12 protein-coding genes and 1 tRNA gene are annotated in these 11,964 nt (G+C 71.8%); 5 read left to right on the top strand and 8 right to left on the bottom strand.

Going from position 1 to position 11,964, the window contains the following annotated elements; translation table 11 throughout:
- Positions 1-34: 34 nt before the first annotated feature.
- From OHA19_RS05655 to OHA19_RS05645, 3 genes are all read left to right on the top strand, one after another.
- A tRNA-Pro gene (locus tag OHA19_RS05655) sits at positions 35-108 on the top strand.
- 199 nt (positions 109-307) lie between these two features.
- Positions 308-877 carry a GNAT family N-acetyltransferase gene (locus OHA19_RS05650; protein ID WP_405719282.1) on the top strand — a complete coding sequence of 190 codons (570 nt, stop codon included), beginning with the start codon at positions 308-310 and terminating at the stop codon, positions 875-877.
- Between the two features lie 124 nt (positions 878-1,001).
- Positions 1,002-2,228, top strand: a complete 1,227-nt coding sequence (locus tag OHA19_RS05645) for a cytochrome P450 (RefSeq protein ID WP_405719285.1) — start codon at positions 1,002-1,004, stop codon at positions 2,226-2,228.
- Positions 2,229-2,257: 29 nt separating this feature from the next.
- On the opposite strand, the gene OHA19_RS05640 is transcribed toward OHA19_RS05645, so the two are convergent.
- From OHA19_RS05640 to OHA19_RS05615, 6 genes are all read right to left on the bottom strand, one after another.
- Entirely contained in the window at positions 2,258-2,752 is a 495-nt protein-coding gene (locus OHA19_RS05640; RefSeq protein ID WP_405749539.1) for an FBP domain-containing protein, read from the bottom strand.
- 55 nt (positions 2,753-2,807) lie between these two features.
- On the bottom strand, positions 2,808-3,317 hold the full coding sequence (locus tag OHA19_RS05635) for an NUDIX hydrolase (protein ID WP_405749537.1): 510 nt from the start codon (positions 3,315-3,317) through the stop codon (positions 2,808-2,810).
- Between the two features lie 169 nt (positions 3,318-3,486).
- Positions 3,487-4,386 (bottom strand): hypothetical protein, encoded by a 900-nt coding sequence (locus tag OHA19_RS05630; RefSeq protein ID WP_405749535.1) that lies wholly within the window; start codon positions 4,384-4,386, stop codon positions 3,487-3,489.
- Positions 4,383-5,396 (bottom strand): SPFH domain-containing protein, encoded by a 1,014-nt coding sequence (locus OHA19_RS05625; RefSeq protein WP_405719296.1) that lies wholly within the window; start codon positions 5,394-5,396, stop codon positions 4,383-4,385. Before OHA19_RS05625 ends, OHA19_RS05630 begins: the two co-directional genes overlap by 4 nt.
- 90 nt (positions 5,397-5,486) lie before the next feature.
- Complete coding sequence (locus OHA19_RS05620; protein ID WP_405719299.1) at positions 5,487-6,314, bottom strand: SDR family oxidoreductase; 828 nt, start codon at positions 6,312-6,314, stop codon at positions 5,487-5,489.
- A 249-nt stretch (positions 6,315-6,563) separates the two neighbouring features.
- The gene (locus OHA19_RS05615; RefSeq protein WP_405749533.1) at positions 6,564-7,187 is read right to left on the bottom strand and encodes a TetR/AcrR family transcriptional regulator; all 624 of its coding nucleotides are present in this window, start codon (positions 7,185-7,187) and stop codon (positions 6,564-6,566) included.
- Between the two features lie 165 nt (positions 7,188-7,352).
- Here OHA19_RS05615 and OHA19_RS05610 point away from each other — a divergent pair, with 165 nt between their 5' ends.
- The gene (locus tag OHA19_RS05610; protein WP_405719303.1) at positions 7,353-8,219 is read left to right on the top strand and encodes a phosphatase PAP2 family protein; all 867 of its coding nucleotides are present in this window, start codon (positions 7,353-7,355) and stop codon (positions 8,217-8,219) included.
- Entirely contained in the window at positions 8,216-9,181 is a 966-nt protein-coding gene (locus OHA19_RS05605) for a DMT family transporter (RefSeq protein WP_405719305.1), read from the top strand. Before OHA19_RS05610 ends, OHA19_RS05605 begins: the two co-directional genes overlap by 4 nt.
- Before the next feature lie 103 nt (positions 9,182-9,284).
- Here OHA19_RS05605 and OHA19_RS05600 read toward each other — a convergent pair whose 3' ends face one another.
- Positions 9,285-9,824: a PadR family transcriptional regulator gene (locus tag OHA19_RS05600; RefSeq protein WP_405719308.1), complete on the bottom strand. Its 540-nt coding sequence runs from the start codon at positions 9,822-9,824 to the stop codon at positions 9,285-9,287.
- 108 nt (positions 9,825-9,932) lie between these two features.
- Complete coding sequence (locus OHA19_RS05595) at positions 9,933-11,948, bottom strand: FAD-dependent oxidoreductase (RefSeq protein WP_405749531.1); 2,016 nt, start codon at positions 11,946-11,948, stop codon at positions 9,933-9,935.
- Between the last annotated feature and the right edge of the window lie 16 nt (positions 11,949-11,964).

The following is an 11,964-nucleotide window of genomic DNA, read 5'->3' as shown; positions in this document are numbered from 1 at the left end:
CGAGCCCGCCGGGGAACACCGGGGGGAACCGCATCGGGACGTGGCGCAGCTTGGTAGCGCACTTGACTGGGGGTCAAGGGGTCGCAGGTTCAAATCCTGTCGTCCCGACTCGTGAGAGTCGTAGGCAAGAGGTCGTATCGGAGGTTTCCGGCACGGCCTCTTCGTCATTGTCGGGGGCCGCGGGTGGGAGTTCTGCCGCCGCCGGGCCGACGAGGCACAACCTCCGCTTCTCCGTGCCGAGTTGCCCGGGTGACGCCCTGGCAGGAAAGCCCGGCGTGGCGGCGCTCGGAGATGGCACGATCGGTGCATGGAGAATCGGTCGCCGACCACCTTGCCCACCGCCCCCGTTCGACTGGCCGGGCAGAGCATTGTGCTCAGGGAGTGGGACGAGGAAGACGTTCCCGCCCTGATCGAGATGTACGACGATCCGGAGATCAGCCGCTGGACGCCCGTACCTTCCCCGTTCGACCTGACCGCCGCTCGCGAGTACCTCGGGCGGGCGCGTGAGGCCCGGGTCGCGGGCCGTCGGATGCAGCTGGCCATCACGGCCGAGGGCGGACAGCCGCAGGGCGAGGTGCTGCTCTTCCAGGACGACCTGGACGACCGGGACATCGAGCTCGCCTATGGTGTCGGGCCCCGGTACCGGCGTCGCGGCCTGGCTTCCGCAGCGGTGGTGGTCGCCACCGAGTACGCCGTTCGGCACCTGGGCGCGAGGCGGGTGCTTCTGCGGATCGAAGCCGAGAACGCCCCGAGCGCCGCAGTGGCGCGAGCGGCCGGATTCGTGCCAGGCGCGGACGAGCTCGTCGCCCGGGAGGCGAAGGGGCGCAGGGTGCTGCTGCGGACCTGGTGCCACGGGAACGGTGCACCGGCATCCTGACGCCACCGGCATCGCGCCGGATCGCTTTTCGCGCCCGCAGCCGGGCCTCCTCGGGCCACCGGACCGGCCCATTACGCTGGTACGAAGCGGCTGAAACGGGGCGCAACGGTCTCAGGGAGGCGTGATGAGTCAGCAGCCGGTCCTTCTTCCCTACACCGATCCGGCCTTCGTGGCCGACCCTTTCCCGGTCTACCGGCAACTGCGCGACGAGGGCCCGGTACGGCGCGCCATCATCGCCGGTGGCCTGGAGGCGTGGCTCGTCACGCGGTACGAGGACGGCCTCGCGGCCCTCTCGGACCCGCGGCTGAGCAGCGACGTCCGCGACGCGTCGGACCCCCGGCTCATCGAGCGGCTGCCGAGCACCGACCGGGGATCCGTACTGCGCAACATGCTCCGGACCGATCCCCCCGACCACACCCGGCTGCGCCGCCTGGTGTCCAAGGCGTTCACCGCCCGCAGCGTGGCCGAGCTCCGGCCCCGCGTCCAGGAGATCGCCGACCGGCTGCTCGACGCGATCGCGCCCGACGGCCGTGCCGACCTCGTGGGGAGCTTCGCGCTGCCGCTCCCGGTCACCGTGATCAGCGAACTGCTCGGCGTGCCCCTGACGGACCGGCGCGACTTCCAGCGGTGGACCGACGACCTGGTCCTGCAAGGGGCCGAGCCGCCGGACCCGGCCCGGACGGACGAGGCCTGGCGGCACATGCACGGGTACCTGACCGGCCTCGTAGGGGTGAAGCGGGCCCGGCCCGGGGACGATCTGCTCAGTGCCCTGGTGGCCGCCCGGGACGAGGAACAGAGGCTGGACGAGGACGAGCTGATCGCCATGGCCTTCCTGCTGCTGGCGGCCGGATACATCACCACGGTCAACCTCATCGGCAGTGGGATCACCGCGCTGCTCGCCCACCCCGACCAGCTCCGGCGGCTGCGGGACGATCCGGCGCTGCTGCCGGGGGCGATCGAGGAATTCCTGCGATACGACGGTCCGGTCAGCCCCGGCATCGCCCGGTTCGCGCGCGAGGACGTCACGATCGCGGGCGTGGACATCCCTCGCGGCGCGACCGTGCTCGTGGCATCCGCCATCGCCGACCGCGACCCGGACCACTTCCCGGAGCCGGACCGCCTGGACATCTTCCGGCAGGACAACGCCCACCTCGCGTTCGGGCACGGCATCCACTACTGCCTCGGGGCGCCGCTGGCCCGGCTGGAGGGCCAGATCGCCATCGGCACCGTCCTGCGCCGCCTCCACGATCTCGCCCTGGCTGTGCCGCCCGACGAACTGCGGTGGCGGCCGGGAGGGCTGCGCGGCCCGGAGCGGCTGCCGGTCACCTTCACCGCCGCCGCCCTGACCTGAAGGCGCTCACCGGGCCTGACGCCGGCGCCTCAGGAGGCGAGCCTGCCCAGAAACGCGTCGAGGTTGCTCCTGGTCCGCGCCACCTGCTCCTCCAGCGTCAGGGTCTCCTCGAAGCGTCCGCCGGACGCCGGGATCTTCCTGCCCCGGACGTACAGCGAACAGGCGAGGTCGGTGCAGATGTACAGGCCGACCGAATTGCCCTCGCGCCCCGCCGCGCCGGTCTTGCGGGCGGTCATCAGCGAGACGCCGCCCCCCGGGTGCGTGGTGAGGCACAGGGAGCACATGCTCCGGTGCAGGAAGCCGCGCTGCTGGGCGGGGAAGCGGAGCGTCACACCGATGAGTTCGCCGTCGCGTTCGGTGACGATGTAGCTGCGCCCGGGGGCGGAGAGATCCCGCCACCCCAGAAAGTCCAGTTCGTCCCATGGCTGCTCGTCGAGGTCGCGGGGGAGCGGCAGGCGCTTCGCCTCCCCCTTCGAGCAGTTGATGAACGATGTGCGGATGTCCTGCTCACTCAGGGCCTTCATGTGAGGGACGCTAGCTCTGCCTATGATGGCTAGGCAAATGGTTAATGAGGCAAGGTTACGCTTCGGCGGCGCCAGGCGTGCTGTCCGCGATCATCAGCCGGTGCGCGGGCGGGTGCTCGATCGAGAGATCCGGGCGCCAGGCCGCGAGGACCTGGGCGGAGGGACCGAACAGCGACCGGGGCAGGGCGTCGAGCCCTGTCCACTGCCAGGCGCTGATCAGATGGGGCTCGGTCACCTCCGGGTTTCCCGACCGGACGGTCACCTCGGCACCCATCGACACCCGGTTGATGCCCCCGGCCACGTCGTGGAGCATGGCGAAGACGCGCACATCCGCCGCGTCGACCTCCAGCCCCGTTTCCTCCCGGAGCTCGCGGGCGGCCGCTTCGGCGATGGACTCATGGGTCGGGTCGACCTTGCCGCCGGGCAGCTCCCAGGTGCCGCCGTGGTGCCTGCCGAGGAGGATCCGCCCCCGGCCGTCCTGCACGACGACACCCACGCCGAGCGCTGCCTGTGCCTTCGGCGGACGGGTGTTGCGGGAAAAGGTGTCCGCGGGCGTGGTCGTCATGGTGCTCCCTGTGTTCCTCGCTGGTGGGGAAAGGCACGGGCGCTGGGCCCGGCACTCCGTCGTACGAGGCAGCCTACGGACAGCTGTGCGGCCGACCTCCGCGAGGGCCGCGGGCGGGGGCATCGGGCACATGGCCCTGAGGCCAGGCGGGTCGGGCGGGTCGGGCGGGTCAGAGGATGAGGCGCAGCGAGGTCGCCGAGATGCCGAGCCGCACGGTCTGACCCCATGTCAGCTCCAGCGCGTCCGTCTCCATCCCGTCACCGAAGACCACCAGTCGGTCGGATTCGACGGTGAGCCGCAGCCCCTGCGCGCGCCCCAGTTCCCCGGAGACCTGCGTGGTGCCGGTCGCGGGGGAGGGCCAGGCCTCGCGGACGAACCAGAGGAGGCGCGGGTCGGTGGGTGCCGGGAGGCGGAGTTCGCTGCGGCGTTCCTGCCACAGCGAGCGCAGCCACCCCGTGGCACCGGTGCCGGTGCCGACGAGTACACCGGAGGAGGCCTGCGGCTCGGGGGGTGCGTCGGAGTCGTCCGGACCGAGCCGGTAGCGGGCGGTCTGATGGCCGGGCGGGCCGAGGTAGATCTCATTGAGGGCGAGGAGGCGCTGGGTGTCGTCGGACACCGCCTCGACCATGGTGAGTTCGTCCGCCGTGCCGCTCGGGGACACGGCCGCCCGGAGCAGGGCGGCCGTGTCGCGGGGCCGGTGACGTACGAGCACGCCCGGATTGCGTCCGGGCTCGGTGTCGATGCCCACGACCGGCTGGCCGGAGAGGTACTTGGCGGCGTTGGCGACCAGCCCGTCCTGCCCGACGACGACCACCACGTCCTCCGGCCCGAACAGGAATCGGTCGAGGTCCGCGCGCTCCACCCGCGATTGCCGCCACTGGAGCGGTACGGCCGCCGCCACATCGGCCAGTGCTTGTTGGGTCTGCCCGTGCCGCCGCGCCACCTCGTCGATGGAGCGGCCGCGGCTGGACAGGAAGAAGACGGCCTGCCCGTGCGTGCCGTGCCTCGCCAGCAACTCCTCGTACTCGGTGGTGCGGTGGACCAGTACCGCGCGCGGCGCGAGACTCATGCCCGGGTCTCCGGGCCGGCACCGCCGAGCTTGCTGAGCAGACCGGTGAGCACGTCGGGGGAGAGGGTGAGGCTGTCGATGCGCGGCAGGTTCTCGGCGAGCCTGGTCGCCGCCAGGGCGTGCAGGGTGGCGGCGTCCACCTCGCCGTGCACCCGCAGCCAGGCGGCCTGGGACTCCGCCTGCGCGGCGCCGACCTCGCGGGCGGCCTCGGCCTCGGCCCGGGCCAGCCGGACCTTGCGTGCTGCTTCGGCCTCGGCGCGCACTCCGTCGGCCGCAGCGTTCTCCTCGGCCTCGCGGCGGGTGTTGGTGCCGCGCTGCTCGACCAACTGCTCCTCCCTGCGGGCCAGTTCGATCTGACTGGCGAGCTCGTTCTCGGCGATGGCCCGCTCCCTTTCCACGGCCACCGCGCGACGCTCGTAGGTGGCCCGGTCCGCCTCCTGCTGGATCTGCTCGCGGGCGGGGGTGCGCAGGGCGCGCTCCACCTCGGCCTCGGGCCGGATCGCCACCACCCGTACCGCGACCACATCGATCCCGGTGGCGGGCAGCCGCGGTTCGGCGGCGAGCCCTGCGGCGACCCGGTCGCGTACCGACGCGACACCGTCGACGAGCGCCGCGGCCAGCGCCGTTCTGGCCAGTACGTCCAGGGTGTGCTGCTGGGCGGTCTCGGTCAGCAGAGTGGCGATCTGCTCCAGCGGCGCACCGCGCCAGACCCCGGTGTCCGGGTCGACCGAGAAGTCCAGCCGGGCAGCGGCCTCGGCCGGGTCGCTGATCCGGTACGTGACGGTGGCCTGAACGGTCACGTCCTGGAAGTCGGACGTACGGGCGTGGAACGCCATCGCCAGCTCCCGGTCGTTGACCGGGACCTCCGAGAGTGCGGCACTCAGCGAGCGGTACCAGAAGCTCAGCCCCGGCCCGTCGTGGGCCAGTCGGCCGCGCTTGTGGTGGCGGATGTGCGCGGTGGGCGCGGAGCGCAGATGGCGCCAGCCGAAGCGCCTGGTGATGTCGGCCATGTCGAGCTCCCTCGTTTTCTCGTCATAGGGACGATAAGGGGGGATGGCTTTTATCGTCAAGGGGACGAGAAAGAGTGTTCTGCCGCGCTGTCATCGCGGTCTTGACGGCCCCGGATTCCCGGCCCGGTCGTGCGGGCCGCCCGGTCCGCCCCTGGCCGCGAGGAATCTCGCCGGTACCTCGCCCCCGCCGTGCACCGCCAGATCGGCGCCGTTGACGTACCCGGCCAGATCGCCCGCCAGATACAGGCAGGCGCGCGCGACGTCGTCCGGCGCCGCCATCCGTCGCATCGGGATGACCCCGGCCACCGCGGCGCCGCCGTCCTCGCCGTAGACCGACGCCGCGCTCGGGGTGCGGACGAGCCCGGTCGTGATGTGGTTGACCCGCACCTTCGGCGCCCACTCCAGGGCCAGTGCCCGGGTCAGTGCCAGCAGGCCGGCCTTCGCCGCCGTGTACGCGGCCGTGCCCGGTTGCGGTGTGTGGGCGGAGACGCTGCCCATGTTGACGATCGAGCCTCCGTCCCGCTGCCCCTGCATGACCCGGTTGGCCGCCTGTGACACGTAGAACGGGGCCAGCAGGTTGAGGGCGACGACCTTCTCGACGAAACGCGGTGACACGGTGGCCGCATCGGCGTCGGGGGAGCCGCCCGCGTTGTTGACGAGTACGTCCAGCCGTCCGAACCGTTGCACCGCCGCGTCGACGACCCCGGCGGCTGCCGTCGGGTCGCGGATGTCGGCCGGTCGGAAGTGTGCCCGCCGGGTGCCGCTCCCGGGCAGCTCCGGTGGTTCACCGCGACCGCAGACCAGTACCTCCGCGCCGGCGGCGAGGAAAGCCTCGGCGATCGCGGCGCCGATGCCCTTCGTGCCGCCGGTGACGACGACCGCCCGCCCCGCGAAGTCGATGGGATTGCCGATGTCCATGGGTCCGCCCCGCCGTTCTCCGGAATGCGTGGCCGAGGGCCGCGCCGATCGGTCGGGCAAATCTACCAACTGTTTGTTTGGTGGAACAGTCGTCGCGGTGGCTGGACGAAAAGGCGTGCATGGTGAAACCGCGGGCGGCCGGTGACTCCTTCGGGAGTCACCGGCCGCCCGGATGGTGCGCCGCCCCCGTCCCCACGGTGCGGCGCCGGCGGGTCGTCGTCATCCGCTCGGGACAACGGCCCACGTCTGTCAGGACCGGTGCACCGGAGTGCCCAGTCCGAGTGAGGGAAGGATCGCGTTGTCCACGAAGCGGATGAGGTACGCCTCGTCCGCGTACTTCCCCTCGAGCAGCGGCCGGGTGCGCATCGCGCCCAGGAGCTGCGCGGAGACGAATTCCGCCGCCGGGTGGTCCGCCGGGATCTCGCCACGCTCCGCTCCGCGCCGGACCATCGCGTCGATCGACGCGAGTCCGGGCATGATCAGCGCCTCGCGCAGCGCGCACAGCAGCTCGGGGCTCTGCAGTGCGGCATGGCTGAGGGCGTGCATCAGGGGGGTGTCGCGGCCGGAGCCCGCGCCGATCGCCCGTGCCGCCTCGTGCAGATCGCCCGCGAGTGTGCCGGTGTCGATGTGCGGAAGCAGCCCCTGTCGGGTGCCGTGCAGTGCGGCCACGACCAGTTCGGGCTTGGAGCCCCACTGCCGGTAGAGCGTGGACTTGCCGCAGCGGGTCCGCGAGGCCACCCCCTCCATGGTGAGTGCCTCGTAACCGGACTCTCTCAGCATGTCGAGCACGGCCGCGTAGAACTCCTGCGCCCGCTCCGGCGTGATCTTCGATCGGCGCGGCGTCTGTGCCGGTGCGGTTTCCTGCTGCGACATGTGTTTTCCCTCTCGGCGAATCTGCGGCGAGGTCCTTCGATACGCCAGTGTACCGATACGCACGTGTACCGATACGTTCGCGTATCGGTACACTGGCGTATCGATACGGCATGGACTGGACCATGCCGCCGTAACACCGCTTCGTCAGCAAAGGGGCACCGGGTGATGTACGCCGGTAGCGAGCCAGCAGATCGGGAGCCGGACAGTTCTGCCCGACCGCCCCTCGTACGCGAACTGCTTCTGGTCGTGGGACTTTTCGTGATCTACAAACTCGGCCGGCAGGCCGCGAACGGTCACGTGGACGAGGCGTATCGCAACGCCGGACACGTCTGGGACTTCGAGCGCTCCGTGCACCTGCCCGGTGAGGGCGCGGTGCAGAGCCTGCTGATGCACAACGAGACGCTGATCCACCTCGCGAACACCTACTACGCGACGGTGCACTTCCCGGCCACGCTACTCTTCCTCGTCTGGCTCTACTGGCGCCGCCCCCGTCACTACATATGGTCGCGCCGCATCCTCGCCGCCCTCACCGGCGCGGCGCTCGCGCTCCACCTGATCTTCCCGCTCGCCCCGCCCCGGCTGCTGGCCGCCGCCGGACTGGTCGACACCGGCCAGGTGTACGGGCCGTCGGTGTACGGGGCGACGCCGGCGACCGACTCGATGGCCAACCAGTTCGCCGCGATGCCGTCGCTGCACTTCGGCTGGGCGGTGATGGTGGCCGTCGGGCTGATCGTCGCGACCCGGTCGCGGTGGCGCTGGCTGTGGCTGCTGCATCCGCTCGTCACCCTGCTGGTGATTGTGGGCACGGCCAACCACTACTGGCTCGACTCGATCGTGGTCTCCGCGCTGCTCGCGGTGGCCTTCGCGGCGCTGCGGCTGCCGCGCACGGAGCCGGTCCGGGCGCATCTGCCGTGGCTGCCCACGGCGGGTCGACCCGTGCCGACGCCCGTGCCCGGCACCGCCGAGCCCGCCGTCCCGACCGGGTACGCCGGAGCGCGGACGTATCCAGCCACGACCGGGGCCCGTCGATGAACGCCACCGTGATCGCCGTCGTGCTGTCCCTGGTCTCGGCCGCCGCCTATGCCTCGGCCGCGGTGGCACAGGCCCGGCTCGCCGGACGGACCGAACCGGACGCAGGGGTGTTGCGGCTGCTCGGGCGTGGCGCCTGGTGGTCGGCGGTCGCGCTGAACGCGGGGGGCGCGCTGCTGCATGTCGCGGCGCTCAAGTACGGCCCGCTCACTCTCGTCCAGCCGCTCGGCGCCCTCACCCTGGTCGCCGCGGTTCCGCTGGGCGCCAGGGCCGCCGGACGCCGGGTCACCAGGACCGAATGGCGCGGCACGATCCTCACCCTGCTCGGCCTCGGCGCCCTGCTGATGACCGCGGGCGGCGCCGCCCCGCACGAAACGCTCAGCCTGCCCGAGGCACTGGCCGTCGGGGCCGGGACCATGGCAGTCGTCGCCGGACTCAGCCGCCCGGGAGCGCGCCCCGGTCTGCGGCACGCCGCCGCGTCCGGCATCACGTCCGGCGTCGCCTCCGCGCTCACCCAGACCCTGACCGTCTCGGTCACCGACCACAGCGGTCCGCTGTTCAGCTGGCGTCTGGTCGTCGTCGCGCTGCTGGTCTCCGCGTTCGCGATGAGCGGGCTGCTGCTCTCCCAGACCGCCTACCGGGGCGGTCTGGGCGCACCGCTGGCGGTCGTCACGCTCGCCAATCCGGTGGCTGCGGCGGCCATCGGCCTGGCCTTGCTCGGCGAGCGCCTCCAGGGCGGGACGACCAGCCTGTTCCTGGCCCTGCTCGGGACGGTGGCGGCGGTACGGGGCGTGATCCTGCTCAGTCGTGCCCAGGCGGCGACTTCGGGCGCTGCCGGTCCGGCCGGGGGCGAGCCGAAACCCGGCGCCGGACCGCCGTCACGGGTCGTCATCGCGAGCCCGGGGCCGATGGACCAGCCGGCGCTGCGACGGGAACTGGGCCGGGCACCAGTGGGCGGTTCGTAACGCGCGGGAGCGATGTCCGTCGGCCGGGGATGTGTCGTGGGGACGTGACGTTCGCCCACCGAAGTGTCACGCACAGAAACAGCCCGCCTGTGGAACAACCCGCCTATGGACCCGGCTGCTCCGCCTGGTCCAGTGCCTGCGTGAGCCAGCCGATCCAGAAGTTCTCCAGATCGATGCCGCCGCGCAGCACCAGATGCCGCAGGCGGTCCTTCTCGGAGTCCCGCTCGGGCGGGAAGTCCCGCTCCTCGATCTCCAGGTACTCCGCCAGTTGCCGGCGATGCAGTCCCAGATGGCGACGGAGCTCCGCGTCCAGTCCGGGGCCCCCGACAACCGCCGCCGCCCGCATGCGCAGCAGCAACGGATCCCGGGCCTGCTTGGGGTCCTCGGGGCGGGCCACCCAGGCGCGGAGCGCCTCGCGGCCGGCCGGCAGCACCTCGTACTCCTTCTTCTGTCCACGGGCGGGCTGCCGGGAGGGCAGCGCCCGGATCTGCCCGGCCTGCTCCAGCTTTCCCAGCTCCCGGTAGATCTGCTGGTGCGTGGCGGACCAGAAGTAGCCGATCGACCGGTCGAACCTGCGGGTCAGCTCCAGCCCCGACGACGGCTTCTCGAGCAGGGCGGTGAGAATCGCATGCGGGAGTGACATGGGGTGCATCATATGGACGGCCGGCCGTGGTCCGGCGCGGCAGTGGCCTCGCGGACAGCGTGGCCCCGTGGTGCGGGCGGCGGTCCACGAGGCCACGGTGTCCGTGCGTCAGAGCGAGGCCGCGAGCTCCGTGCCCTGGCGGATCGCCCGCTTGGCATCGAGTTCGGCGGCCACATCGGCGCCGCCGATGAGATGTGCCGAACGACCTGCGGCGACCAGCGCCTCGTACAGGTCGCGGCGCGGCTCCTGACCGGCGCAGAGCACGATCGTGTCGACCGGCAGGAGATGCTGTTCGCCGTCGACCGTGAGGTGCAGGCCCTCGTCGTCGATCCGGTCGTAGGCGGCACCCGCGATCGTCGTGACGCCACGGTGGCGCAGCTCGGTGCGGTGGATCCAGCCGGTCGTCTTTCCCAGCCCCGCGCCGACCTTGCCGGTCCTGCGCTGGATCAGATGGACGGTCCGGGGCGTCTTCGGGCGCTCCGGGGCGCGGAGCCCGCCCCGGTCGCGGTATTCGGTGTCGACGCCCCACTGCCGGAAGAACACCTCGGGGTCACTGCTCGCCGCGTCGCCCGAGTCGGTCAGGAACTCGGCGACGTCGAAACCGATGCCGCCCGCCCCGATGATCGCGACCCGTTCGCCGACGGGCGCCCCGTCGCGCAGGACGTCGAGGTAGCCGACCACGCTGGGGTGGTCCTGGCCCGGGATCGCGGGGGAACGAGGGGTGACACCGGTGGCGAGGACGACCTCGTCGAAGCCGCCGAGCGCGTCGGCCGTGACCTTTGTACCGAGCCGGAGCTCGACCTTCTCCTCCCGGAGCCGGGTACGGAAGTAGCGCAGCGTCTCGTCGAACTCCTCCTTGCCGGGGACCCTGCGCGCCACGTTCAGCTGGCCGCCGATCTCCTCGGCAGCGTCGAACAGCGTCACCGCGTGACCGCGCTCGGACGCCGAGACGGCGCAAGCGAGACCGGCGGGCCCGGCGCCCACGACCGCCACCCGCTTCACCGTGCGGGTGGGTGACAGGGTGAGCTCGGTCTCGTGGCAGGCGCGCGGATTGACCAGGCAGGAGGTGACCTTGCCGCTGAAGATGTGGTCCAGGCACGCCTGGTTGCAGCCGATGCAGGTGTTGATCGCGTCGGCGCGGCCCGCCGCCGCCTTGGCGACGAAGTCGGGGTCGGCCAGGAACGGCCGGGCCATCGACACCATGTCCGCCCGCCCCGAGGCGAGGACCTCCTCGGCGACCTCGGGCGTGTTGATGCGGTTGCTCGTCACCAGCGGTACGGAGACGGCGCCGCGAACCTTCTTCGTGACCCAGGTGTAGGCGCCGCGCGGCACCGAGGTGGCGATGGTGGGGATGCGGGCCTCGTGCCAGCCGATCCCGGTGTTGATGATCGTCGCGCCCGCCGCCTCGATCTCGCGGCCGAGCCGCACGACCTCCTCCAGCGAGGAACCGCCCGGTACCAGGTCCAGCATCGACAGCCGGTAGATCAGGATGAAGTCGCTGCCGACCCGCTCGCGGACCCGGCGCACGATCTCGACGGGGAACCGGATGCGGTTCTCGTACGAGCCGCCCCAGCGGTCGGTGCGGTGATTGGTGGCGGAGGCGATGAACTCATTGATCAGATAGCCCTCGGAGCCCATGATCTCGACCCCGTCGTAGCCGGCGAGGCGCGCCAGCTCGGCCGCCCTGACGAAGTCCTCGATGGTCTCCTCGACCTCGTCGTCGTCAAGGGCGTGCGGGGTGAAGGCGCTGATCGGGGCCTGGATCGCGCTCGGCGCCACCAGATCGGGGTGGTGCGCGTACCGGCCGAAATGCAGGATCTGCATGGCGATCCGGCCGCCCGCCGCATGGACTGCCGAGGTGACCAGTGCGTGCTGCTCGGCCTCCGCCTCGGTGGTCATCTTCGCCCCGCCGGGGACGGAGCAGCCCCGGGCGTTGGGGGCGATGCCACCGGTGACCATCAGGCCGACGCCGCCCCGGGCGCGCTCCGCGTAGAAGGCGGCCATCCGCTCGAAGCCGCGCTCGACCTCTTCGAGGCCGATGTGCATCGAACCCATCAGCACCCGGTTGGGGAGGGTGGTGAACCCCAGGTCGAGCGGGCTCAGCAGATTCGGGTACGGGCTCATGCGGCGGCTCCTCACG

The organism is Streptomyces sp. NBC_00012, assembly GCF_045040875.1.
Taxonomy (GTDB): domain Bacteria; phylum Actinomycetota; class Actinomycetes; order Streptomycetales; family Streptomycetaceae; genus Streptomyces.
The sequence above is the reverse complement of the archived record's forward strand: the minus strand, read 5'-3'. Positions and strand labels throughout refer to the sequence as shown.